The sequence below is a fragment of the Roseovarius sp. JB2-10 genome (genome assembly GCF_055693585.1).
This window is the reverse complement of the sequence record NZ_CM146337.1, coordinates 650,494-674,517: the sequence shown is the minus strand read 5'-3', so window position 1 is coordinate 674,517 and position 24,024 is coordinate 650,494. Positions and strand designations below refer to the sequence as shown.

The following is a 24,024-nucleotide window of genomic DNA, read 5'->3' as shown; positions in this document are numbered from 1 at the left end:
GACGCGAAGCTGACGACTGGTCGAAAGCATACACTTAACAGTGTACGCGACTTGGATTTCTAGGACTTTTCTTGGTTTGGTGGTCATAGCAAGAGCAAAACACCCGGTCCCATCCCGAACCCGGCCGTTAAGTGCCTTAGCGCCGATGGTACTGCGTCTTAAGGCGTGGGAGAGTAGGTCACCGCCAAACCTAGTAAAGCCCTAGAAATACGTATCTCTCTTTCGATGACGCCCCATATCACTGTTCGACTTGGGGTGCGCTTTTGGCGCGGGATGGAGCAGCCCGGTAGCTCGTCAGGCTCATAACCTGAAGGTCGCAGGTTCAAATCCTGCTCCCGCAACCAAAAAACACCGCTCTTCGGAGCGGTTTTTTTCTCAGAAAATGCCCATGTTCAGCCCTGCGGCCAGGCTCAGACCGATCTCCCGGCACTTCTCCAACTCCATGTTCGGGATCGTCTTTTCGGCCAGAATATCTTCGGGTGTTTGTGCATGGGTGCAGATGATGACCGGCTCTTGTACCGCCTTGAGCCGCCAGCCTTGGGCAATCCGGGCGATCTGGCGGACGGCATTTTCACCGTCGGATCCCGCGCAAACCATCTGGGCATAGGGTCGCCCTTCGATCTGGCCCAGAACGGGATAGTAACACCGATCAAAGAAGTCCTTCATCACACCGGAAAGGGCCGCGAGGTTTTCCGGCGCGCAAAAGATAAACCCATCCGCGCGCAAAAGGTCCTCCGGACCAGCGGCATCTGCGGGCAGCAACGTAACGTTGGCCTCACCCTGCGCGGCGTCTGCGGCGGCTTCGGCCATCTGGCGGCTGCCGCCGGTGCGGGAATGATAAACGATTAGAAGCTCTGCCATGGCAAGCGCCGACCAGCCTCAAAACGCCTTGAAGGTCAGCGTGGTCTCGGTCCGCTCAATCCCGTCAATATCCAGTAGTTTCTCGTTGATAAAGTGGCCTACATCCTCAGTCGCTGGAATGTAGAGCTTGAGCAGAAGATCAAACGGGCCCGAGGTTGAATAGAGCTCGGAATGAATTTCGCGCAATGCGATCTGCTCGGCAACAGCGTAGGATGTTCCCGGTTGGCAGCGAATGTTCACAAAGACACAGTTCATCTGAAATCCTTCCGCTTGTTTTGACGGCCATTAAGCCGCAATCCGTGCCTGAAGGAAAGGCCTAGGCTGTGAGGTGGCGGGCGCGGGCACCGCGTTCAATCGCGGCAGCATGCAGCCTGTCGATATTCAGTTCGTACCGAATTTCCTCAAGAATGCGCAATTCGCTTTCGTCGAGTGTACCGTCAGCGGCGGCAACGTCGCAGGCCAGTGCATAGGCGGTTTCAAACAAGTGCTCTGGCAGATTGTCGCGGACCAACCCGAAAAGTGCATCCAGACCTTCTTCAACGCTGAAGAGGTCAAAAACCATCTGCGCAATCACTCGCATGCGATCAAGATCATAAGCGCCGAAGACCGGGAGGTTGTTCACGGCCACCTCGATTTTGACCAATTCAGAGGTGCGTATGTCTTCGTCCGAGGCCGAAACTGCAATCATCACCGCTACGAGGCAATCTTGAGGGCTCAGCGGGTGCTGGATTTGTTCGGTCATCGGGTATCCTTTGCGATCCGGTGTTGCGGTGCAGAATATTGACTGTCTGGCCAGTGGGCAATAGGAAGCGGACGTGTTCCGCGCGCGACAAATGCGCCGGAAAATCAGGAGACTACCCAATGTCCGAACTGCGCGCCGCTGCACTGGAATCGAAAGCCTGGCCTTTTGAAGAAGCGCGCCGCGTGCTCAAACGGTATCAGAAGGCACCGCCAGAAAAAGGCTATGTGCTGTTTGAAACCGGTTACGGGCCTTCAGGCTTGCCTCATATCGGGACTTTTGGTGAAGTCGCCCGCACGTCTATGGTCAAACGTGCGTTCGAATTGATTTCCGACATACCAACCAAGCTGGTCTGTTTTTCGGATGATCTGGATGGGATGCGCAAGGTGCCGGGTAACGTGCCGGATGCGGCGCAACTGGAACCCTATTTGCAGATGCCCCTGACCTCGGTTCCCGATCCGTTTGGCACGCATGACAGTTTTGGCGATCACAACAATGCCATGCTGCGGCGGTTTCTGGATACATTTGGCTTTGACTACGAGTTCTACTCGGCTCGTGAATTCTATCATTCGGGGCAGTTCGACGAGATCCTGAAACGGGCGGTGGACCGCTATGATGACATCATGGCGATCATGCTCAAAAGCCTGCGCGATGAACGTGCGGCGACCTATTCGATTTTTCTGCCGCTGCATCCTGAAACAGGTCGAGTGCTCTACGTCCCGCTCAAGAAAGTGTGCGCCGAGACATATACCATTACCTTCGACGATGAAGACGGCAAGGAATGGACCGTGCCGGTGACCGGCGGCAAGGTGAAGCTGCAATGGAAGCCGGATTTCGGTGCGCGGTGGGCCGCACTTGGCGTTGATTTCGAAATGTACGGCAAGGAACACGCCACCAACGAGAAGATCTATGATGCGATCTGCCGGGCGCTTGGCGGGCGGGCGCCCGAGCATTTCTCGTATGAGCTTTTCCTAGATGAAAATGGTCAGAAGATTTCGAAATCTTCGGGCAACGGCGTGTCGATTGATGAATGGCTGACCTATGCATCGACCGAAAGCCTGTCGTATTTCATGTATCAAAAGCCAAAAACAGCAAAACGGATGCATTTCGATGTGATCCCCAAGGCGGTGGATGAATATCATCAACAGCTGCGCGCGTTTCCGACACAAGATGCGAAAGCACAGTTAAACAACCCCGTCTGGCACATACATGGCGGCGACGTGCCTGAGAGCCATATGGTGGTGCCGTTCTCTATGTTGCTGAACCTGGCGTCCGTGTCGGCCGCAGAGGACAAGGATAAGCTCTGGGGCTTTATTCAGCGATATGCACCCGACGCGAGCGCCGAGACCAATCCGGACATGGACCAGGCGGCGGGTTTCGCGGTGCGCTATTACAACGACTTCGTCAAGCCGACCAAGACCTACCGAGCTCCTACGGAGCAGGAGCGAGAGGCCTTTGAAGCGTTGCGCGCAGCGCTTGTGGCCCATGACGGTGATGTCGACGACGAGACTTTGCAATCCATCGTCTATGCCGTTGGGCGCGATCGCTTCGACCCGCTTCGTGATTGGTTCAAGGCGCTGTATGAGGTGTTGCTGGGCGCCAGTCAGGGCCCTCGTTTCGGCGGTTTCATAGCACTCTATGGTGTGCAGGAAACCATTCAGTTGATTGACGACGGCTTGGCGGGCAATCTGTCCTGAGAAACGAATATCGCCCGGTTTCCCAAGATGCGACACAGTCTGGCCTTGGTTAACAGTTACTAAACGGGTCGATGATAATTGGGTACGAGAGAAGACTGCGCCATGAGCACGACAAGGGCATCGGGCCGTCTATCTACAGCAGTGGAGAGTAAGAAAATGACCAAATTCAAACGTGTTGGACCATTTCTGGCCTGTGCCGGAGCGCTGGTATTGTCAGGGTGTATCGACCCGGCTGACTATGAAACTACACCGGTTCAGGTGAAATCGGCCAAGGGCGTTGTCACGTGTCAGCTTTATAAGCCCAAACAGGTAATCTGGGACGAGGCAATCTCGATCCCGCCCGGTATGACCATTGCCGAAGGGGACCGCATTTGCGTTGAGGAAGGCCTGCGCCGTCTCAAGAAGTAATCGCGGCTGGCAGAGCCTGCTCATGCAAGGATGGTTGACGCGGCCCAGGCCGGGTTAACCCGCGTCGTTTTCACCACGACTGCATATACCTTCGATTTCCACTCCGTCCCACGGGAGGAGTACACGCTCCGGCACGGATAGTTTTTGCAGTGGGAAGGCCCCGCTCAAGAGCTGTTCGAGGCGTTTGGTTCGGGCGGCATTGGGGTCCAACGTGGCGCAGCAGACATATTCTTCGACAATGCTGGCCTGCTGTTCGTAGGCAAAGTCCAGAAAATCGGTCTGTGTGTTGATGTCATAAAGGTAAGGATCGTCGCTGCCGCTGTGTTCGCGGGCCGCACGAAATGGCGTATAGCCCGTTTTTTCTCGGTTCTGCCATTGCCACACATGGGTAATTTCATGGGCAAACAGCATTGCGGTCAAGAGGTTCAATTCCTCTGGGTAATCTTGGAGGTAATCCTCCAGATACCAGTCTTTGGAATAGAAAATCCGGTTATGAATGACCATCGCGGCCGGTGCTACGGTGATGGTTTCGGTTTCCGGCTCTGGCAGGATCAGTTCGCGGCACGCAAGCCGGGGTCTTTTGTCACGTTTCAAAGTAACGCTGCCGACGGGTGAGCCATGTACAGATCGGATGCGCGACGTGTCGATTGTGGGTCCGTGCAATTGCTTTGCGAAAGCGTGCTCCGCGGGCGTCAACGGGCGACCGCAAGCGGCCAGCGTTAGAAAGAACAGAACAAACATCACGCGCATGCAGGCAAGGTAACAAGAGAAAGTCCCCCGCGCGAGAGGGAAAGTAACCGCGCAGAAAATGGTGCTGCGATGGGAGCAAAACTGCCCTATCGGGTTTTGGCCTGTGCCAGTTCGTTCAGCAATTCAGCCGTGTGTTGTCCGCGTTGAGGTGCTGGCGCGATGGACGCGGGCGTTCCGTCAAATCGTGGTGCGGGGGCTGGTTGCAATGCGCCATTGATCTCCTGCCAAACGGTTCTGGCCGCCATATGCGGCTCGGTTTCAGCCTCTACCGGAGACAGGACCGGCGCCACGCAGGCGTCTGATCCTTCAAACAGCGCCTGCCAATGCGCCACAGGTTTTTCGGCAAGTATTTTGGCGAGCTTTGTTGTCTGTCCCGGCCATTGGGACCGATCGAACTGATCCCTGAAATCCGGGTCTTGCGCGAGGTCCATTATCTCCAGAAACGCGGCATAGAATTTTGGCTCAAGACACTGAACACTCAGGTACCGGCCATCCTTGCAGGCGTAACTGCGCGACCAATGCGGCCCGTCCAACAGGCTTTGGCCGCGCTCCGTTTTCAAATTGCCTGTGGGCTGCATGGCCATCAAGAGCGCCATCATATGGGCAGACCCGTCGACAATGGCCGCATCGACAACCGTGCCTTTCCCGGTTCGGTTGGCCGCCAGAAGGCCCGCCAAAATACCAGCCACCAGGTAAAGAGCGCCGCCGCCAATGTCGCCGACCATGGTAGCCGGTGCGATGGGCGGCGTTCCAGGCTCAGATGTGTACCAAAGCGCGCCCGAGGTGGCGATGTAATTGTAGTCATGGCCGGCGGTCAGCGCGCGCGGTCCGGTTTGCCCCCATCCCGTCATGCGGCCGTACACCAATTTCGGGTTGGACGTGTGGCACATATCCGGACCCAGCCCCAACCGCTCCATGACACCCGGGCGGAACCCTTCGATCAACGCATCCGCAGTATCTATCAGGGTGCGCGCAGTTGCCAGATCGGCGCTTTCTTTAAGGTCCAATACAATCGATTTTTTCCCGCGATCCAGCAGGCTGGGATCACCGGTGATATCGGGCGCTGATCCGGGGCGATGAATTGTAATGACCTCGGCGCCCAGATCCGCCAACATCATTGCGGCAAAAGGCCCGGGGCCCAGCCCTTCGATTTCGATCACTCGAATGCCATCCAACATCCACTGCTCCCTTGTCTTTCGTGGCCAAGTTTACGCTGCGCATTTGCGCTGTAAAAGAGCCGTCAAAAGCGTCGATGTCCCTGTGATGCAGCGATTGCGCGCAGTTTTTGTTGGCGTTCCCGCAAGAAGACAAACAGGCCGGAGCCCAGAACAAGCACGATCCCAACTGTCACGACCACATCCGGCAGCTCGCCCCAAATGATCCAGCCCCAGAAGACGGCCAGTGGCAGACCAAGATATTCGAACGGCGCTATAATGGCTGCGTCGGCTTGTCGATAGGCCTGTGCCAATGTGTATCCGATGATGCCAGCGTTGAAGCCAAGCAGCACAAAAAGATAGAGATCGCGACCCTCTGGCCAGACCCATGCGCGCAGCAGGAAGATGAGGCTTTCGCTTTCTAGCCCTTCGGCATATCGGCCATCGCCGGCCACGAGCCAGAAACACATGCTGACGACCAAGAAGAGGCTTTGCAGATAGGCCGCGAGAACCGACGCCTTTGTGGTCGTGCCCAGTTTACGGGTCAGAACCTGTGTGATGGCGTAGGTCAGGGCCGCGAGGACAGGCAGCAGGTAAATCAACACAGAGACGTCTCGGCTGCCCGCGCTTTGCCAGGGGCGGGTCATGATCAGCACGCCGCAAAATCCAACAACGACTGCGCCCAGGCGCAAGGGTCCAACCCGCTCGCCGAGGATTGGGATGCTGAGCAATGTGATCAACAGCGGGCCCACGAAAAAGATGGCTGTTGTCTCGGCCAGGGGCAGAACAGCGAGCGCCGAAAAGAACGTCATATTCGCCGTGACGAGCATTGCGCAGCGCAGGAGGTGCAGTCCGGGTCTGTCCGTACGCAAGATGCGCCACCCACCCTCGACCTGCACCAGAACGAGGGTGAAACAAAGCCCGATCAATGACCGTGTGAACACCAGCTGATGTAATGGATAGCCACCGGACAACAGTTTGATCAGCATGTCGTTGACCGAAATCGTCAGAATCCCGACCACGATAAAGGCGACGCCGACCGCGGGGTTTTGAAGTTGGGTGGGTGCGGTCATCCGGGCGTCCTTTCTCCTTTGGCTCTACCATCATGGCCGCGTCGGGGCCACGCCCGTTTACGACTTTTCACGCTTTGGCTCGCAGGCTAGAGTTGTCGGGCAACCATGAGAAAGGCGCGCCCCATGCAAATGAGTGACGAACGCGACATCAAGGTGGATCGTGCCACGGTTTGGGCGGCGTTGCTGAGCCCTGAAATGCTCAAGGAATGTGTGCCCGGTGCGCAGGAAGTGACCGGTACACCCGAGGATGGATTTGAGGCCGTCGTCGTGCAAAAGGTCGGGCCCGTCAAGGCGACGTTCAAGGGCATGGTGACCGTCTCAAATATGGTCGAAGGTGAAAGCCTGACCCTAACCGGCGAAGGCAAGGGCGGTGCTGCGGGCTTTGCCAAGGGCGGTGCGGATGTGCGACTGGAGGACAGCGAAACAGGTACGCGCCTGATCTATGACGTCGAAGCCAAGGTGGGCGGTAAGTTGGCTCAGCTTGGCAGCCGTATCGTGGATGGTTTCGCCAAGAAAATGGCAGATCAGTTTTTCACGCGGCTGGAAAACGTATTGGAAGGCCCGTCCGATGAGGATGACGCACGCGAGGCCGAAAAAAGGGTTGGCTCAAGCGATTGATCAGCTGACACTATGTGCATTGACGCAGGGCAATCTCTGCCTCAATCCAGCATTTTCACATCCGCGTGAATGACATAAATATACCCGATCAATCAAAGGGTAAACGCATGCCTATTGTTCAAGTCAACGACCTGCGCAAAGTTTATGATGGTGGTTTCGAAGCGTTGAAAGGCGTCACTCTCGACATTGAAGAGGGTGAGATTCTGGCGTTACTTGGACCAAATGGTGCAGGCAAAACAACATTGATATCAACGCTTTGCGGTATCACAACGGCCAGTTCCGGAAGCGCCAGTGTTGGCGGCTTTGACATCGAGACCGGATACCGTGGCGCGCGCAAGCTCATTGGGCTTGTTCCACAGGAAGTCGCGCTGGAGCCGTTTGAGAAAGTGTTGAACACTGTCCGGTTTTCGCGCGGTCTTTTTGGCAAAAAACGCGACGATGCCCTGATCGAAAAAATCCTGCGCCAATTGTCCTTGTGGGACAAGAGAGACAACCGCATTCGCGAACTCTCCGGTGGGATGAAACGGCGGGTCTTGATTGCAAAGGCGCTGTGTCACGAGCCGCGCGTTTTGTTTTTGGATGAACCGACGGCCGGTGTAGACGTGGAATTGCGCAAAGACATGTGGCAGATCGTCGAAGGTTTGAAGGCAGATGGCGTCACGATCATCCTGACCACCCACTACATTGAAGAAGCCGAAGCGATTGCGGACCGTGTGGGCGTGATTTCCAAGGGTGAATTGCTATTGGTCGAGGAGAAAAACGCATTGATGACGCGGATGGGCCGCAAGACATTGCGCATTGATCTGCGAGATGCGGTCAAAACCGTTCCCGACACTCTGGCGGATTACGATCTGGAACTGTCCGAAGACGGGTCGAGCCTGAGCTATCATTACGACACGCGTGGCGAAGGGACAGGCATCACCCGGCTTCTTCAGGCGCTGGCCCGGGAAGGCCTCTCACTCAGTGATATTCAAACCACGCAGAGCAGCCTCGAAGAAATTTTCGTGGGTCTTGTGCAGGAGGATGCCGCATGAACCTGCCAGCTATTACCGCGATATACATCTATGAAATGAAGCGTTTTTTCCGGACGTTTATGGAGAGTTTTCTGTCGCCTGTGATCTCCACCTCGCTCTATTTCGTGGTCTTTGGGGCCGCTATCGGGAGCCGCATCAATGAGGTGGACGGGGTGAGTTACGGGGCGTTTATCGTACCCGGGCTGGTGATGTTGTCGGTGATGACGCAATCGATCAGCAACGCCTCTTTTGGCATCTATTTTCCGAAATTCATCGGCACCATTTTCGAATTGCTTTCGGCCCCGGTGAACTTTCTCGAAATCGTACTGGGATACGTTGGGGCCGCGGCCACCAAATCGCTCTTCATTGGTGTCGTGATCCTGATCACGGCGGAGTTTTTTGTTGATCTGGAGATCCAACACCCTTGGGCCATGATGGCGTTTTTGTTGCTGACCTGTATCTCGTTTTCGCTCTTTGGATTCATCATTGGCATCTGGGCGCAAAACTTCCAGCAGCTGCAATTGATCCCCCTGCTCGTCATCACACCTCTGGTGTTTCTGGGTGGGTCTTTCTATTCGATTTCGATGCTCCCGCCCGCATGGCAAACGGTGACCCTGTTCAATCCGGTGGTTTATTTGATTTCAGGTTTCAGGTGGTCATTCTTTGGAACAGCCGATGTTGCAATCGGTTTCAGCCTGCTTGCGATCGCCGTTTTTACCGCCATTTGCATCGGTATCATCTGGTATATTTTCAAGACAGGGTACCGCATCAAATCTTAACGCGACCGGTGTGTGCGTGACTTATTTGCCCTTGGACCGCATCTTTTTCAGAAACTATGTGGTTGGGCGGGGCCTGTCACCTTGTCTGGACCGCATCGGCATTCTACATCGGGCTGCATGAAGCGATGGATCCCTTTTGTTAAATCTGAGCCGACGGTTGCCGTCATCCGCCTCTCTGGCTCCATCGGAGCAGGTGGGCGTTCCCAACTAAGCGATGAGGCGATGGCGCCTGTGATCGAAAAGGCGTTCAAGCGCGGCAAACCCGTCGCTGTGGCGCTGGTGATCAATTCTCCGGGTGGGTCACCCGTGCAGTCCTCGCTGATCGCAGCACGTATTCGCCGTCTGGCCGAAGAAAAAGCCATTCCCGTGCATGCTTTCGTCGAAGACGTCGCTGCCTCTGGCGGCTATTGGCTGGCGACGGCTGCGGATGATATCTGGGTTGACCCGGCATCGGTTGTCGGCTCGATCGGTGTGATTTCGGCAGGCTTTGGCGCGCCGGTCTTTTTGGCACGACAGGGGCTGGAGCGTCGGGTCCACACATCCGGAAAATCCAAGAGCATGCTGGACCCATTCCAGCCTGAAAAGCCCGAGGATGTAGCACGGCTCAAAGCCATTCTGGAACAGATGCACACGACCTTCACGGATCATGTCAACGTCCGACGCGGGGATCGCTTAACCGACAAGCTTGATCTCTTCACCGGAGAATTCTGGCTGGGTCGGCGGGCGATTGAACTGGGTCTGGTCGATGGCATCGGCCATCTGGTGCCCAAGCTGAAAGAATTATACGGCGACAAGGTGAAAATAGCGCGCTACGGCCGCAAACGTGGCTTCCTGCAGCGCTTTGGCGCAAATGTTGCACAGGACGCGATTGCCGCCGTTGAAGAACGCGCTGATTTTGCCCGGTTCGGCCTCTGACATGATCATCAAGATCGTCATATTGTTTCTTGTGGCCATGGGTGTATTGGCGATGTTTGGCCGCCTCCGGTTTCCGGGTCAAAAACGCCTTGCCTCGGCGAAATGCGGGAAATGTGGACGATACCGGATCGGTAAGGGCCCTTGCAAATGCGATAAGGGGATTGGCAAATGATCCCTTGGCTTCTGGCGGGCCTTGGGCTTTTGATCTTGCTGCTGGCGGGAGACGCGCTTGTCAAAGGCGCCGTCAACCTAAGCCTGCGGGTCGGGATACCCGCCCTGATCGTCAGTCTGACAATTGTGGCGTTTGGAACATCCGCGCCGGAACTCCTGATATCCATCAACGCGGTTCTTGAGGATAAACCCGGCCTTGCGCTAGGGAATGTTGTTGGCTCCAACACGGCGAATATCCTGCTGGTCCTTGGCGTACCCGCGTTGTTTGCCAGTTTGCACACCAGCGTTTGCGACAGCCGTAAGACATTCTTTTTCATGATCGGCGCGACGCTTTTGTTCATCGGTCTGGCCTTTACCGGCAGTTTTACGTTTGTATCCGGTCTGATCCTGCTGTCGGTGCTGGCCTTTGTGCTGGGCGATGCGTTTTTGGAGGCAAACCGTCACCGCAAACAAAACGCAGCTCTGGCGCTGGCGGAAGAGGCCAGAAACGATGCCGGGATGGATACAGAGGAAGATGTTGAAGGGGCCGACCCGGATATGCCCTGGTGGCAAATCTTTGTGTTCCTGATCCTTGGCCTGATCGGCTTGCCGCTGGGGGCTGATCTATTGGTGGATAATGCGTCGATCATCGCACGTGAATACGGTGTCAGCGACTCGGTCATCGGTTTGACGCTTGTGGCGCTTGGCACATCCTTGCCTGAATTGGCGACCACTGTGATGGCGGCGTTGCGGCGCCAGGCTGACGTTGCGTTGGGCAATGTGATCGGGTCGAACATGTTCAACCTTCTGGCCATCATCGGCATTACCACGTTGGTTGGCCCGATCCCGGTCGACCCGCAATTCCTGCGCTTTGATCTTTGGGTCATGTTGGGTGCGTCGCTGATGCTCATCCCGTTTGTTCTGTGCAAGCAGGACATCGGGCGCGTGTGGGGCGTTATCTTGACCGGGCTGTATTTGACATACATTACCGTTGTGCTGATCTAAACGGAGGCAGGCAATGACACGGGCTTTGGTAACCGGGGCGGGCAAACGTCTGGGACGGGCAATGGCGCTTGAACTTGCGCGTCGTGGATATGACGTAGCGGTTCACTATGCCTCGTCGGAAGCCGGCGCGCTGGAAGTGGTCAATGAGATCAAGGCAATGGGCAGAAACGCCGTGGCAATTGGCGCTGACCTGCTGGACGAAGAACAGACAAACACATTGGTTCCACGCGCGGTGGAAGCGCTTGGTGGGCCGCTCTTGGTGTTGGTCAACAACGCGTCGATCTTTGAATACGATACCCTTGCCACCGCGACGCGCGACAGCTGGGACAGACATATGGCAAGCAACCTGCGTGCGCCGTTCCTGTTGACGCAAGCCATGGCCGCTGATGTGCCGGAGCCCTTGATGGACGCAGCCGGTGAGCCGGTTGCTCAAGGGCTGGTCGTCAATATGATCGATCAGCGTGTGCGCAAGCTGACGCCCGAGTTCATGACCTATACGCTTGCCAAGATGGGCCTCTGGGCCTTTACGCAAACCGCCGCACAGGCCTTGGCGCCGCGCATTCGCGTCAATGGCATAGGGCCGGGCCCGACCCTGCAAGGCGGTCGCCAGGAAGCCAGCCATTTTGAGCGTCAGCGTAAAGCAACAGTCCTGAAGAGGGGCTCGAACGAGTCGGATATAACCGCAGCACTCGCCTATTTTTTGACGGCGCCCGGGGTCACGGGACAGCTTCTTTGCGTTGATGGCGGGCAGCATCTTGGGTGGCAGACACCGGACGTGTTGGGCGTTGAATAATCAGACCCTGCAATGCAAGTTTTGCACGTGTTACCAAAGCTATAAATGTTCGTTACAAAACCTTTAATGATTTCAATATTTTGGCACTAATTTATAATTTTTTCGTTTAAAAACAACGATCTGAAAAAGTGCCTAAAAAATAGGCATTTCTACGAAGTGGTCAAAAAACAAAGGAAAATTCTGGATCACGGAAAGTTATCTCCAGACTTATCCACATGAAACGGGGAAAGGTTTCCTCTTGCTCATTGGTCGATATGGTTGCAGCAAGACCAGAGAATCATATCCAAAGGACTATGACAGAAGACGCGCAGGAAAAACCCCGGCAAACCGGACATGAAGTGATCCATTCCTATCTCAGGACACTGGATGGCTCGCCGGGCGTGTACCGCATGCTCGATGCACAGGCGCGCGTCCTTTATGTCGGCAAAGCGCGCGATCTGAAGGCGCGGGTATCGAGCTACGCCAGACCTACGGGTCACACGCCCAGAATTGCGCGGATGATTTCGCAAACGGCGTCGATGATGTTCCTGACGACCCGCACGGAAACCGAAGCTCTGCTATTGGAGCAGAACCTGATCAAACAGCTCAAACCGCATTTCAACGTGCTGTTACGCGATGACAAGAGTTTCCCCAATATCATGGTCACCAAGGCGCATGATTTCCCGATGATCAAAAAGCACCGCGGTGCGAAAAAGGAAAAAGGCGCCTATTACGGCCCCTTTGCCAGTGCGGGCGCGGTGAACCGGACATTGGCGCAGCTGCAGCGCGTGTTTCTATTGCGCAATTGCAGCGATGCGATGTTCGAGGGGCGTACGCGACCCTGTCTGCAGTACCAGATCAAGCGGTGCACAGCGCCATGCGTCGGACATATCAGCAAGGCGGAATATGCCGCATCGGTCAAAGATGCCGAGAGGTACCTGTCCGGCAAGTCGACCGAAATTCAGGCCAAGCTTGGCGCGCAGATGGCTGAAGCCTCGGAAGCGATGGAGTTTGAACGCGCGGCCGCCCTTCGCGACCGCATCAAGGCGCTGACGCAGGTGCAAACCAATCAAGGCATCAATCCCCGCACCGTTGATGAGGCCGACATCGTGGCGCTGCATTTGGAAAAGGGACAGGCCTGCGTGCAGGTCTTTTTCATCCGTGCCGGGCAAAACTGGGGCAACCGCGATTTCTATCCGCGTGTTGGCAATGACGTGGAGGAGGCCGAGGTTTTGCAGGCGTTTCTTGGCCAGTTCTACGATACGAAAGAGCCGCCGCGTCAGGTGATCCTGTCCCATCCGATCGACGATGATGACCTGATGGCAGACGCCCTGAGTGGCAAGCTGGGACGCAAAGTCGAAGTGCTTGTGCCCAAGCGTGGCGAAAAGGCTGAACTGGTCGATGGTGCGGTACGGAACGCCCGTGAAAGTCTCGGTCGAAAAATGGCGGAAACGGCAACCCAGGCCAGACTGCTGAAAGGCCTGGCCGAAGCGTTTGATCTGAAGGCCCCTCCACAGCGGATCGAGGTCTATGACAACAGCCACATACAAGGGACCAATGCTGTTGGTGCGATGATTGTGGCCGGTCCCGACGGGTTGATGAAAAACAGCTACCGGAAATTCAACATTAAAGGGGATGATCTGACCCCCGGAGATGATTTCGGGATGATGAAAGAGGTGCTGACACGTCGTTTCAAGCGCTTGCTGAAAGAAGATCCTGAGCGCGATCAGGGACATTGGCCTGATCTGTTGCTGATCGATGGTGGGGCCGGACAGGTCAGTGCGGTTGCTGGCATTATGCGCGACATGGGCGTCACGGACATCCCGATGGTTGGCGTGGCCAAAGGCGTGGACCGCGATCATGGCAAGGAAGAGTTCCACCGTACCGGCAAGCGGCCGATGGCCCTGCAACGCAATGACCCTGTGCTTTATTTCGTGCAACGCCTGCGGGATGAAGCGCATCGGTTTGCCATCGGCACGCATCGGGCGAAACGGGCAAAATCAGCCATCGCCAATCCATTGGACGAAGTGCCCGGCGTGGGCGCTGCCCGTAAACGGGCGCTTTTGGCACATTTCGGGTCGGCCAAGGCCGTGAGCCGCGCCAATTTGTCCGATCTAAAAGCAGTGGATGGTGTGTCCGAAGGCTTGGCGCAGAAAGTCTATGACTTTTTTCATGAAAAGGGCTGAGTTGGCGGCGCTTTCCCTCCGGCAAAGATGCGGATAGAACCTAAATATGACTTGGACGATACCGAATATGTTGACGGTATTCCGGTTGCTTGCCGCACCGGGTGTAGCGGTAATGTTTCTATATTTCACAAGACCTTACGCGGATTGGTTTGCCCTTCTGCTTTTTGTTGGCGCGGCCATAACCGATTGGATTGACGGCCATCTGGCGCGCAGTTGGAAACAGGAGACGAAACTGGGCGCGATGCTGGACCCAATTGCCGACAAGGCGATGGTCGTGATCGCATTGATGGTGATCGTTGGCTATTCCAGCTATTCGCCCTGGCTGGTCTTGCCCGCCACTTTCATCCTCTTCCGGGAGGTTTTCGTCTCTGGGCTGCGGGAATATCTCGGGGACACGGCAGGCACTTTGAAAGTAACCCGGTTGGCCAAATGGAAGACCACCATGCAAATGATCGCCATTGCTGTGCTCTTCTCACAGGGGGTGTTCGAGCATTACTTTGGCATGTCCGTTTTTGGCATGGATGAGGCCATGGTGATGGACATTCTGGAGGGCCGCGAAGAGGACGTGCTGGGCCTGAAATGGAAACTCACCGGCATGGAATGGTCTGGGTTTGTCGGCCTGTGGCTGCTCTGGATTGCCGCCGCGCTGACCTTGGTCACGGGGTTCGACTATTTCCAGAAGTCTATTCCCTACCTGAAGGATGAAAACTGATGGATGTACTCTATTTCGCGTGGGTTCGGGAGCGGATTGGTCATGCCAAGGATACGGTTGAGACCAACCCGGCAACGGTGATGGATCTGGTCGAGGAATTGCGCAAGCGCGAGGAGCGCTATGCCGCAGCCTTCGCCGATCTTACAGCGCTGCGCGTGGCCGTTGACCAAGAGCTGACGGATTTCGACGCACCCTTGTCTGGCGCGCGCGAAGTGGCCTTTTTCCCGCCGATGACGGGGGGATGACGGATGGAAATCCGTGTACAGAAAGATCCGTTTGATTTGGGCGCTGAGAGCAACAGGTTTGCTGAGCGCCAAAAGGGCATGGGCGCGATTGTCACCTTTACTGGCATTGTGCGTGATCTGGGAGAGGGTGACTTGCATGCCATGGAGATCGAGCATTATCCTGGCATGACGGAAAAGGCGCTGGAGAAGATTGCCCAAGATGCGCAGGAGCGATGGGACCTTGGGGATGTTCTGATCATTCATCGACACGGCACGTTACGCGCGCAGGATACCATCATGATGGTGGCGACCGCGTCGCGCCACCGGGTAGATGCATTTCAGGCGGCGGAATTTCTGATGGACTTTCTGAAGTCACGCGCCCCGTTCTGGAAAAAGGAAGTCTCGACCTCCGGAACGGACTGGGTGGCGGCGCGGGATGAGGATGAAGACTCGCTGAAACGCTGGTGAGTGACGTATCACATTCGCCTTAGTGACGCGGGGTTTCGATTGAACACATCGCATCGCCATCCGATGTTGACGTTGGAGATCAGACAGGAGGCTTGCCCCAATGAGCGATGTTGTACAGGCGTATATAGATGACCTACAGCCCAAGGCCGCGGGTCAGATCAGGGGCACGGCAAAGTTGCAGATCAAGGGCGAAGGTTCGGTCATGCTGGATGAACAAGGTGCCCGGGCCGGGGACGATGTTGCCGATGTGGTGCTGATCGCGAGCGATGGAGTTTTCCGCGATATCCTGTCAGGGGACCTGAATCCAGTGATGGCGTATATGTCCGGCAAGCTGAAGGTTGAGGGCAACGCGCAACGTGCCCTCAAGGTCAGCAGCATTTTGACCGGTTAGGAAGAACTATTCGGCGGTCCAATCCAGCTGCTTCAGAATGGCCGGATCAAACGCGTCTGCCTCCGGGCGCACGATGTCGGTTTGTGCTTCTATGTCCTTGATGTAAGCCGCGGCGATTTCTTCCTGAAGGCGGCTTTCCAGCTCTGCGCGGACATTGTTAAGGCTGGGCGGTTGGCTGTCGCGCAGCTCATTCATCTTGATGACATGCCAGCCAAATTGAGTCTGAACCGGATCGGATACGTCACCCGCCGCCAGCGCAATGACTGCGGCTTCGAATTCCGGCACCATTGCCCCTTGCCCAAACCAACCAAGCTGTCCACCGCCGGGACCCGATGGGCCCGTTGATTTCTCCTTGGCAACTTCCGCAAAATCCGCACCTTCTTCGATCATTACCTTGATCTCTTTGGCTTCGTCTTCGGTTGGCACAAGAATATGTGAGGCATTGTATTCTGGCGCTGCTTCCCAGTTTTCGAATTGTGCGTCATAGGCTGCTTGCAGGGCCTCTTCGGTCACCGCATCCTTGAGTACGTCATCGAGGGCTTCGCTGGCGAGCAAGGCGCGTTCCTGGTTGTCCAGCACCAGTTGGATGCGCTTGGGTGCACCACCATCAAGTTGCTGCGCCAATGCCGTTTGATTGATCAACTGATCCAGCAGACCGTTGAACAGTGTTTCATCCGGCAGGTTCTGGTAGTCTTCCGGCAGTTGCTCCCGCAATGCCATCATGTGGCCAAGCGTGATGTCAGTGCCACCGACGGTGGCCACAACCGTATCGGCCGTCGGTGTGTCTTGCGCGATGGCAGTGGTCGAGACAACGGCCAGCAGGCTGATCGTTCCCAGAAGGTTACGGCATGTGCGCATTGGTGTTTTCCTGTGATGGGGCCGCAGCAAACGCGGCGGGAAAGAGATGTGCAGCCTAGGATCATCCAGTGCTGGCTTTGGTGTATAGGTAGTCCGTTCAAGCTGAAGAGAACAGGGAGACGGCGAAAATTGCGCGCACAAAACCGTGAATTTCGTGCGGATCCGAGAGCAGGCCCCTCGTGTGGGCAGAAGGTCAGTATCAAGCGCCAGACGCGGCCCAATCCCAATACATATCCCGCACCCTTCGTGTCAGCGGGCCGATTTGATAATTGGTGTCTTCGAGCGCGGTAACAGGCGTCACCTTCATCATGTTCCCCGACAGAAAAATCTCATCCGCCGCATGGAAATCGTCGAAGGACATGGTGCATTCGTGAACAGTCACACCGTCGGCCCGCAAGTTTGAGATGTGGCGCGCGCGTGTGATGCCCGACAGGAAAGTGCCATTCGGAACAGGGGTGAAAACCTCGCCGTCGCGGACCGCAAAAACATTGGCGGTGGCGGCTTCGGCCACGTTGCCAAGCGCGTCTGCCACCAATGCGTTTCCAAAGCCCTTGTCGCGCGCTTCGGCGAGCATCCGGGCGTTGTTTGGATAAAGACAGGCGGCCTTGGCGTTGACCACGGCATTTTCCAGAACCGGGCGCCGGAACCGCGTCAGAGCCAGGGTTGTGACATCCTCTGGGGCGGCCATTGGAATTTCTTCGAGGCATATGGCAAACCCCGTTTCGCCGCCGGGCTTGGGCACGATGGCCGACATGCCGCCCTCGATCGCCCAATACATCGGACGGATATAGATCGCGGCATCTGCGGGATATGCCTTTAACCCGTCTTTGATGATGGCCACCATGTCTTCGGGCGTGACGGTGGGCGTCACCATAAGCGCTGCCGCAGAGGCGTTAACACGCGCACAATGCTTGTCCAGATCGGGCGTCAATCCGTTGGCCATGCGGGCCCCATCGAACACGTTGCTACCCAACCACATCCCGTGATCTGCGGCGTTCATGACGGGCACGTCGCCCTCATGCCAGCTGCCTTTGTAGTAGGTTCGGATATTGGTGCCCGTTGCCATGGTATCCCCCGGTTTTGATCAACTTATGTCGCCACGCGGGTCAGGTCCAGACTCAGTTTGGCGCGTGTGACAGGAGCTCTTCCAGGTCCAGTGGCGTGTTGGTCATTGCAAGACCTCCGGCGTCGTCGCGGGGCCATTCCTCCTGCGGTCGGTCGCGGTAGAGTTCCACACCGTTCCCGTCGGGGTCAGAAACATAAATGGCTTCGCTGACGCCGTGGTCAGCGGCGCCGTCGATCTTTATTCCGGCGTCGCGAACCCGGCGCAGGGCGTCCGCCAATTGGATGCGGTCCGGGTATAAAAACGCTGTGTGATAGAGCCCGGTGTGACCTTTAGGTGCTGGTGTGCCACCCAGACTTTCCCACGTGTTAAGGCCGAGGTGATGATGATATCCGCCAGCCGACAGGAACGCCGCCTGATCCCCATAGCGCTGCTGCACTTCGAAGCCCAAAATGCCGCTATAGAACGCGATTGCCCGATCCAAATCCGCGACTTTCAAATGAACGTGGCCAATGGATGTGCCGGGGTGAACAGGGTGTGTCATATGCCGATCCTCTTGTTGATGAGGATGGATATATGGTGACGTGCCAAATTGCACAATTTACTGTTTTCGCCCAGCCTTTGTGCAAATTCAAACAATTCAAGTCGCAGGATGGCGATCAATCAACGCGCATTCTGAGTGGACCGCGGTTTCAGTACGTCGGGCGGGCTTAACGCCCTGTTGCGCCCACCATGCCAACGATATCATACGTCTTTTGCAGGATAGGCGCCGCAATCGCCCGGGCACGATTTGCGCCGTCTTCCAGAATACGATCAATTTCGCCCTGATCCTGCATCAAACGGGACATCTCTGCGGAAATCGGGGACATCTGCGCCACGGCAAGATCTGCCAGAACGGGTTTGAATTCAGAAAAGGCTTTGCCACCCATTTCGGCCATCACTTGTTCTACCGTCATGTCCGAAAGTGCTGCGTAGATATTGATCAGATTGCGCGCCTCGGGGCGATCTTCCAGCCCTTTGACCTCGGAGGGCAGGGGCTCCGGATCGGTTTTGGCCTTGCGAATTTTCTTGGCGATCGTATCGGCATCATCGGTCAGGTTGATGCGGCTCATATCCGATGGATCGGATTTCGACATCTTCTTTGACCCGTCGCGCAGGCTCATCACCCGCGTGGCCGCGCCTTCGATCACCGGCTCGGTGATGGGAAAGAAGTCGACGCCGTAGTCGTGGTTGAATTTGGCCGCAATGTCGCGCGTCAATTCCAGGTGTTGTTTCTGATCTTCGCCCACAGGCACATGTGTGGCGTGATAAATCAGGATATCAGCCGCCATCAGCGCAGGGTACCCAAACAGCCCAAGCGAGGCGTTTTCCGCGTTCTTGCCGGCCTTGTCCTTGAACTGGGTCATGCGCTTCATCCAGCCCATGCGCGCCACGCAATTAAAAATCCACGCCAGTTGCGCATGTTCAGAGACTTGGCTTTGATTGAACAGTATGGATTTTTCCGGGTCCAATCCGGACGCGATGAACCCGGCACAAAGCTCGCGGGTGGCATGGCGCAGTTTGTCAGGGTCCTGCCAGACGGTGATGGCGTGCAGATCAACCATGCAATAGATGCTCTGCGTTCCCTGATCTTGCGCTTGGGCAAACCGTTTGAGCGCGCCCAGATAATTGCCAAGCGTCAAACCGCCCGATGGCTGAATGCCTGAGAACACGCGTGGCGTGAATGCCGCCTCGGTCATATGTCATCTCCGAACTGGATTTCTTCGTCTGCCTCGCTTACCCATGGGCCAAAGCCCCGTCAAGGAGAGCAGGCATGAGCAGCCCAGATACCATGAGCCCGGTGAACCCTTTACCGCCCGTCGTCGTGGCCCTTTTTGCCGTGATCATAGGGATCGAACTGATATTTCAACTGGGCGCTCGTGGTCTGGTGGGCGGGCCCGAGGCCATCGGTTGGCGCAGCACCGCGATCCGGGATTACGGGATTAACGGCAATGTTGTCGCATGGATGGTCGAAAACGGGCGCTATCCTGTGGAGTATATGAAACGCTTTGTCACATATGTTTTCGTGCACGGCACCTTCACCCACGCGCTTTTTGCCGGGGCAATGCTGTTGGCATTGGGCAAGTTTGTGGGCGAAATTTTCAGCCAATGGGCAACACTGGTATTGTTCCTGGGATCGGCAATCGCGGGCGCTGCGGTCTATGGGCTGGTGTCGGGACAACGGCTGATGCTCGTGGGCGCGTTTCCGGGCGTGTACGGCCTGATCGGCGGGTTTACCTATCTGATGTGGCTGCGACTGGGGCAATTGGGTGAGGCGCAATCGCGAGCCTTTATGCTGATCGGGTTTTTGATGGGCATCCAGTTGCTCTTTGGTCTGATCTCGAACCTGCTTGGAACATCAGGCAGCAACGCGTCCTGGCTGGCCGATGTTGGCGGCTTCGTTTTTGGGTTTTCGATTTCGTTTTTCCTGAGCCCGGGTGGATGGGCGAAAATCCGATCCGTGATCCGGCGCCAATAGGTACCTGAGTTCAAAGGCCACTAGCGTCGGAAGGCGGCGCGCAGTTCTGCCATTTTGAACGCGCCGATCATGTGACCAATCCCAAAATAGCTCAGCCCGCCCAAAACGATCAGGACAAGCAGTGCAATCCAGCGCAGGCCGGGCAGACCAAAGAGCGGCCCCATCAGCAGCCAGAGCACCCAAAGCACCACGCCCATCAGGATGGATGCCAGAATGATCCGCCAAAGACGTTGTTTGAACCGCGCATCAAACCGCGCGACCTCGCCAAAGCTCCGGGTGCCACGCAAGAGGAGCCAGACCATCACCCATCCCGCGGCTGTGGTGGCAATGGCGGCGGCGATCCACCCCACAGCGTAGGACAGCCCAATGGCCACGGCGGCGTTGATCACCATCGCGACCACGGCGTAACGGAAAGGGCTTTTGGTATCTTCGCGGGCGAAAAAGAGCGGCTGCAGGATTTTTTGCAGCACAAAGGCGGGTAAACCCAGCCCGTAAATGGCCACGGCGGTGGCCGTGGCGGCGGTGTCATCCGTCCCGAAAGCGCCGCGTTCGAAAAGTGTAGAGATCAAAGGCAGAGGCACGACCATCAGCGCAACCGCTGATGGGATGGTCAGCGCCAGTGAAATTTCGCCCGCACGGGAAAGTGCTTCGCGTGCGCCGGTATGGTCATCCACTTTCAGGCGGCGCGACAGGTCTGGCAGCAAAACAATTCCCACAGCAATGCCAACGACGCCAAGTGGCAGTTGATACAAGCGGTCGGCGGCATAGAGCCAACTGACAGCCTTTTCGTAATTTGAGGCCACCAATTGACCGACCAGAAGATTTACCTGCATCACACCACCGGCCAGTGCGGCGGGCACGGCAATGCGCACCAATTGCGCCATTTCGGGCGTCCAGCGGGGCCGTGTGGGGCGGATGCGCAACCCAGCACGATCCGCCGCGTACCAGACCAGCGCAAGTTGCGCCATGCCGGCGAAGGGGATGGTCCAGATCAAGGCCTCAGCAACCGCCTCACCCCGGAACCATGCCACGCTCATCGCCGTGACTAGCATGACGTTCAAGAGCACCGGTGCAGCGGCCGCGGCAGCAAAGCGGTTGGCGGCGTTCAGAACCCCGGAAAACAAGGCCGCGAGGGAGATGAAGAAGATGTACGGGAAGGTGATACGGCCAAATTCTATGGTGATGTCAAATCGCTCATCGCCATAGAACCCTTCGGCTGTGGCCCAGACCAGCGCGGGCATGAAAATCATCGCCAATGCCGTCAGGATCAGCAGGATCAGGGCCAATCCTGAAAAGGCCAGTTGCGCAAAGCCTATGGCATCCTCGTCGGCCTCGAGCCGTTTGGAAAACATGGGTACAAACGCCGCGTTGAACGCCCCTTCGGCGAAAAACCGGCGGAACATGTTGGGCAGGCGGAAGGCGGCCACATAGGCATCCATCAACACGCCCGGCCCCAGCAGATTGGCAATGATCACATCCCGCACAAACCCCAGCACCCGGCTGAGCAGGGTCCAAACCCCAACGGTCAGCACGCTGGAAATCAGGCGGATGGGTTTCATGCTCGGGCCTCACTCCGGGGGCGGTTGCCGAAGAAGTAACGGATCAGGCCAAGCGGGGAAAGAGGGCGCCGCGCATTGCAGCGACCTCCGTGGTGTGAAGGTGACGTCCTGGGCTTTCGTGTTCTGGCCGCGTTAGCCGGTCTCGCGAAGCATCACTCCCAACACGCCCAAACCAAATGCCAGCAACGGCAATGATGCGGGAACAGGAACAGTTGCGATCCCATCTGAGAAAGTGAGTTTGGTGTAGTCGACAACCCAATTGTCACTTTCGTCAGAAACGCAACGATGCCACCTTACTAAATATAACCCTGCGCGGGGGCACCGGGTTAAAAGAAATTCGTTTTCCAAACAAATGTCAGTGGCGGTCTTTACTTCAGGGCAAAGTCGGCAAAGTCGCCGGTTCCCTTGTCCGAAATAAACCGGATTTTACCGTCGTTGATTTTGACCATCTGACAGTTCGGGCCAAGATCGCGCTTGCCCCAATAAAGATCGCGGCAGAAGTACCCGCTGTCCCACTGCCATGCGCCCAGAACTTCGCGGCCAAAGGCGTCGCCTTGTATTTTGCCGTCGGTTGTCACGTTCAGATTTATCCCGAAACGCTTGAGGTCACGGCCGTCAATCAACGACACGAAGTCAGATTTCTTTGATATTTTCGCAAACCCATCTGCGGACGCAGGCATGGCAATCAGGCTGGCTAGAACGGCGGCAATAACAACACGCATGACGTTTCTCCCTCGGATACACAAAGGAATACGCACGGTTGGCAGGATTGGATCAGTTTTCGTTGAGGCCGAGCACATCCAGCATGTCATAGGCGCCAGGTTTGCGGCCAATACCCCACAGGGCCGCCTTGATCGCACCGCGGGCAAAGATACCCCGGTCGGTTGCGATGTGGCGCAAGACAATTCGCTCACCGGGTGCCGCAAACAAAACGTCGTGTTCGCCTACAATGTCGCCGCCGCGGATTGCGGTGAAGCCGATGTCACCGCGTTTGCGCGCGCCCGTTATGCCGTCACGCCCCCGATCTGCAACTGCATCAAGGGAGACGCCGCGGCCTTCGGCGGCGGCCTCGCCCAGCATCAAAGCCGTGCCAGACGGCGCATCGACCTTTTTGCCATGATGGGCTTCGATCACTTCGATATCGAAATCCTCATCCAACGCGGCAGCCACGCGTTTGGTCAGTTGCGTAAGCAAGTTGACACCAAGGCTCATATTGCCAGCCCGCACGATCACCGCATGGCGCGCCGCTGCGTCCAGACGTTTGATGTCGTCCGCTCTGAGCCCGGTTGTGCCGATGACATGCACGCAGCGCGCCTGCGCTGTGATGGTAGCAAATTCGACCGTTGCAGCTGGGGCGGTGAAATCAATGACGGCCTGCGCATTTGCAAATGTCTCAAGCGGATCATCACTGACTGTGACGCCCATTTCTGTCCCGCCCATCGCGGTACCGACATCTTGTCCGATCCATTCATGACCGGGGCGTTCCAACGCGCCGATCAGCCGCGCGCGCGGGCTTTCGTTGATCGTGTGCATCAGCATCTGGCCCATCCGGCCCGACGCGCCGGTGATCACTATTCCGGGCAGGTCATTCATTTCCACGGCTCCTGTGTCTCGCGCCCCTGCATAGCGCGGCCAAGGGCAAAGGGACAATCGAGAAGTGTGTCGGACGTTTCTGAGCGTGCGGTTTCAGACCAACTGGCTGAGATTGAAGCAAGCGATCGAGGCCAGCATCATCGCGATGCCCAATACATAACTGCCCCGCTTTGTTTTGCCTGATTGAATCACGCCCGTTCGGCGATTGTAGGTGGCGGCAACCTTATCGCCAACTTTGTGCGCCGGCGCGGAACTTGTTGCCCACGAAGACCAGATTTCGCCGGCATGCGCGCCGTCGATCACGCGAAAGACCGGCGCAAACGCAACCCCGTCATCGCCATCCGTGGTTTCGCGCAAATCAATGACTTCGGCAAAAACCGCATAGGCCGTCATCCGATGATACAAGGTCAAAACCATGATGAAGACGGCATTGATGCTGGCCAAAAGGCCCAGGCCAATGAAAATATATGCGCCAAAAACGCCCATACAAAAAATACCTTAGCTGCCACCGTTTACGT

At 56.6% G+C, this 24,024-nt stretch carries 27 protein-coding genes, 1 tRNA gene, 1 rRNA gene and 1 pseudogene; 16 read left to right on the top strand and 14 right to left on the bottom strand.

Going from position 1 to position 24,024, the window contains the following annotated elements; all coding sequences use genetic code 11:
* Window positions 1–75 precede the first annotated feature (75 nt).
* Window positions 76–190, top strand: a 5S ribosomal RNA gene (gene rrf / locus ACZ1HJ_RS03380).
* 77 nt (window positions 191–267) lie between these two features.
* Window positions 268–344 (top strand) — tRNA-Met (locus tag ACZ1HJ_RS03375).
* Between the two features lie 31 nt (window positions 345–375).
* Here ACZ1HJ_RS03375 and ACZ1HJ_RS03370 read toward each other — a convergent pair.
* The 3 genes from ACZ1HJ_RS03370 to ACZ1HJ_RS03360 form a co-directional block, all read right to left on the bottom strand.
* Entirely contained in the window at window positions 376–861 is a 486-nt protein-coding gene (locus ACZ1HJ_RS03370; protein ID WP_472720947.1) for a flavodoxin family protein, read from the bottom strand.
* 18 nt (window positions 862–879) lie between these two features.
* On the bottom strand, window positions 880–1,116 hold the full coding sequence (locus tag ACZ1HJ_RS03365) for an Lrp/AsnC ligand binding domain-containing protein (protein WP_472720946.1): 237 nt from the start codon (window positions 1,114–1,116) through the stop codon (window positions 880–882).
* A 61-nt stretch (window positions 1,117–1,177) separates the two neighbouring features.
* The gene (locus ACZ1HJ_RS03360; RefSeq protein ID WP_472720945.1) at window positions 1,178–1,603 is read right to left on the bottom strand and encodes a tellurite resistance TerB family protein; all 426 of its coding nucleotides are present in this window, start codon (window positions 1,601–1,603) and stop codon (window positions 1,178–1,180) included.
* 119 nt (window positions 1,604–1,722) lie between these two features.
* Here ACZ1HJ_RS03360 and ACZ1HJ_RS03355 point away from each other — a divergent pair, with 119 nt between their 5' ends.
* Both ACZ1HJ_RS03355 and ACZ1HJ_RS03350 read left to right on the top strand, forming a co-directional pair.
* Window positions 1,723–3,297, top strand: a complete 1,575-nt coding sequence (locus tag ACZ1HJ_RS03355) for a lysine--tRNA ligase (protein ID WP_472720944.1) — start codon at window positions 1,723–1,725, stop codon at window positions 3,295–3,297.
* Between the two features lie 156 nt (window positions 3,298–3,453).
* The gene (locus ACZ1HJ_RS03350) at window positions 3,454–3,705 is read left to right on the top strand and encodes a hypothetical protein (RefSeq protein ID WP_472720943.1); all 252 of its coding nucleotides are present in this window, start codon (window positions 3,454–3,456) and stop codon (window positions 3,703–3,705) included.
* Between the two features lie 54 nt (window positions 3,706–3,759).
* Here ACZ1HJ_RS03350 and ACZ1HJ_RS03345 read toward each other — a convergent pair whose 3' ends face one another.
* From ACZ1HJ_RS03345 to ACZ1HJ_RS03335, 3 genes are all read right to left on the bottom strand, one after another.
* Window positions 3,760–4,446: a hypothetical protein gene (locus tag ACZ1HJ_RS03345; RefSeq protein ID WP_472720942.1), complete on the bottom strand. Its 687-nt coding sequence runs from the start codon at window positions 4,444–4,446 to the stop codon at window positions 3,760–3,762.
* Window positions 4,447–4,541: 95 nt separating this feature from the next.
* The gene (locus tag ACZ1HJ_RS03340; RefSeq protein ID WP_472720941.1) at window positions 4,542–5,633 is read right to left on the bottom strand and encodes a CaiB/BaiF CoA transferase family protein; all 1,092 of its coding nucleotides are present in this window, start codon (window positions 5,631–5,633) and stop codon (window positions 4,542–4,544) included.
* A gap of 62 nt (window positions 5,634–5,695) precedes the next feature.
* Window positions 5,696–6,682 (bottom strand): DMT family transporter, encoded by a 987-nt coding sequence (locus tag ACZ1HJ_RS03335; protein WP_472720940.1) that lies wholly within the window; start codon window positions 6,680–6,682, stop codon window positions 5,696–5,698.
* Between the two features lie 123 nt (window positions 6,683–6,805).
* On the opposite strand from ACZ1HJ_RS03335, the pseudogene ACZ1HJ_RS03330 reads away from it, so the two are divergent.
* The 11 genes and pseudogenes from ACZ1HJ_RS03330 (at window position 6,806) to ACZ1HJ_RS03280 (ending at window position 15,915) form a co-directional block, all read left to right on the top strand.
* Window positions 6,806–7,308, top strand: a pseudogene (locus tag ACZ1HJ_RS03330) (CoxG family protein).
* A 99-nt stretch (window positions 7,309–7,407) separates the two neighbouring features.
* Window positions 7,408–8,334 carry an ABC transporter ATP-binding protein gene (locus ACZ1HJ_RS03325; RefSeq protein ID WP_472720939.1) on the top strand — a complete coding sequence of 309 codons (927 nt, stop codon included), beginning with the start codon at window positions 7,408–7,410 and terminating at the stop codon, window positions 8,332–8,334.
* Complete coding sequence (locus ACZ1HJ_RS03320; protein ID WP_472720938.1) at window positions 8,331–9,092, top strand: ABC transporter permease; 762 nt, start codon at window positions 8,331–8,333, stop codon at window positions 9,090–9,092. Before ACZ1HJ_RS03325 ends, ACZ1HJ_RS03320 begins: the two co-directional genes overlap by 4 nt.
* A gap of 117 nt (window positions 9,093–9,209) precedes the next feature.
* Window positions 9,210–10,007: a S49 family peptidase gene (locus ACZ1HJ_RS03315; protein WP_472720937.1), complete on the top strand. Its 798-nt coding sequence runs from the start codon at window positions 9,210–9,212 to the stop codon at window positions 10,005–10,007.
* A gap of 168 nt (window positions 10,008–10,175) precedes the next feature.
* Entirely contained in the window at window positions 10,176–11,162 is a 987-nt protein-coding gene (locus tag ACZ1HJ_RS03310; protein WP_472720936.1) for a calcium/sodium antiporter, read from the top strand.
* Window positions 11,163–11,175: 13 nt separating this feature from the next.
* Window positions 11,176–11,955, top strand: coding sequence for an SDR family oxidoreductase (locus ACZ1HJ_RS03305; protein ID WP_472720935.1), 780 nt, complete (start codon window positions 11,176–11,178; stop codon window positions 11,953–11,955).
* Window positions 11,956–12,248: 293 nt separating this feature from the next.
* Complete coding sequence (uvrC, locus tag ACZ1HJ_RS03300) at window positions 12,249–14,120, top strand: excinuclease ABC subunit UvrC (RefSeq protein ID WP_472720934.1); 1,872 nt, start codon at window positions 12,249–12,251, stop codon at window positions 14,118–14,120.
* Window positions 14,121–14,166: 46 nt separating this feature from the next.
* Window positions 14,167–14,832 carry a CDP-diacylglycerol--glycerol-3-phosphate 3-phosphatidyltransferase gene (gene pgsA / locus ACZ1HJ_RS03295; RefSeq protein WP_472720933.1) on the top strand — a complete coding sequence of 222 codons (666 nt, stop codon included), beginning with the start codon at window positions 14,167–14,169 and terminating at the stop codon, window positions 14,830–14,832.
* Window positions 14,832–15,077: a molybdopterin converting factor subunit 1 gene (gene moaD, locus ACZ1HJ_RS03290; protein ID WP_472720932.1), complete on the top strand. Its 246-nt coding sequence runs from the start codon at window positions 14,832–14,834 to the stop codon at window positions 15,075–15,077. Before pgsA ends, moaD begins: the two co-directional genes overlap by 1 nt.
* 3 nt (window positions 15,078–15,080) lie before the next feature.
* On the top strand, window positions 15,081–15,524 hold the full coding sequence (locus tag ACZ1HJ_RS03285) for a molybdenum cofactor biosynthesis protein MoaE (RefSeq protein ID WP_472720931.1): 444 nt from the start codon (window positions 15,081–15,083) through the stop codon (window positions 15,522–15,524).
* Between the two features lie 100 nt (window positions 15,525–15,624).
* Window positions 15,625–15,915, top strand: coding sequence for an SCP2 sterol-binding domain-containing protein (locus ACZ1HJ_RS03280; protein ID WP_472720930.1), 291 nt, complete (start codon window positions 15,625–15,627; stop codon window positions 15,913–15,915).
* 6 nt (window positions 15,916–15,921) lie between these two features.
* On the opposite strand, the gene ACZ1HJ_RS03275 is transcribed toward ACZ1HJ_RS03280, so the two are convergent.
* From ACZ1HJ_RS03275 to trpS, 4 genes are all read right to left on the bottom strand, one after another.
* Entirely contained in the window at window positions 15,922–16,773 is an 852-nt protein-coding gene (locus tag ACZ1HJ_RS03275; protein ID WP_472720929.1) for a peptidylprolyl isomerase, read from the bottom strand.
* Between the two features lie 199 nt (window positions 16,774–16,972).
* The gene (locus tag ACZ1HJ_RS03270) at window positions 16,973–17,839 is read right to left on the bottom strand and encodes a branched-chain amino acid aminotransferase (RefSeq protein WP_472720928.1); all 867 of its coding nucleotides are present in this window, start codon (window positions 17,837–17,839) and stop codon (window positions 16,973–16,975) included.
* 52 nt (window positions 17,840–17,891) lie between these two features.
* Window positions 17,892–18,380, bottom strand: a complete 489-nt coding sequence (locus ACZ1HJ_RS03265) for a VOC family protein (RefSeq protein ID WP_472720927.1) — start codon at window positions 18,378–18,380, stop codon at window positions 17,892–17,894.
* Between the two features lie 166 nt (window positions 18,381–18,546).
* The gene (gene trpS, locus ACZ1HJ_RS03260; protein WP_472720926.1) at window positions 18,547–19,575 is read right to left on the bottom strand and encodes a tryptophan--tRNA ligase; all 1,029 of its coding nucleotides are present in this window, start codon (window positions 19,573–19,575) and stop codon (window positions 18,547–18,549) included.
* A 74-nt stretch (window positions 19,576–19,649) separates the two neighbouring features.
* Between trpS and ACZ1HJ_RS03255 the strand changes: the two genes are divergently transcribed.
* Entirely contained in the window at window positions 19,650–20,354 is a 705-nt protein-coding gene (locus ACZ1HJ_RS03255) for a rhomboid family intramembrane serine protease (RefSeq protein ID WP_472720925.1), read from the top strand.
* A gap of 20 nt (window positions 20,355–20,374) precedes the next feature.
* On the opposite strand, the gene murJ is transcribed toward ACZ1HJ_RS03255, so the two are convergent.
* The 4 genes from murJ to ACZ1HJ_RS03235 form a co-directional block, all read right to left on the bottom strand.
* The gene (gene murJ / locus ACZ1HJ_RS03250) at window positions 20,375–21,913 is read right to left on the bottom strand and encodes a murein biosynthesis integral membrane protein MurJ (RefSeq protein WP_472720924.1); all 1,539 of its coding nucleotides are present in this window, start codon (window positions 21,911–21,913) and stop codon (window positions 20,375–20,377) included.
* A 368-nt stretch (window positions 21,914–22,281) separates the two neighbouring features.
* Window positions 22,282–22,635 (bottom strand): dihydrodipicolinate reductase, encoded by a 354-nt coding sequence (locus ACZ1HJ_RS03245; RefSeq protein WP_472720923.1) that lies wholly within the window; start codon window positions 22,633–22,635, stop codon window positions 22,282–22,284.
* A gap of 52 nt (window positions 22,636–22,687) precedes the next feature.
* Window positions 22,688–23,506: a 4-hydroxy-tetrahydrodipicolinate reductase gene (gene dapB / locus ACZ1HJ_RS03240; protein WP_472720922.1), complete on the bottom strand. Its 819-nt coding sequence runs from the start codon at window positions 23,504–23,506 to the stop codon at window positions 22,688–22,690.
* Window positions 23,507–23,599: 93 nt separating this feature from the next.
* On the bottom strand, window positions 23,600–23,992 hold the full coding sequence (locus ACZ1HJ_RS03235) for a hypothetical protein (RefSeq protein WP_472720921.1): 393 nt from the start codon (window positions 23,990–23,992) through the stop codon (window positions 23,600–23,602).
* Between the last annotated feature and the right edge of the window lie 32 nt (window positions 23,993–24,024).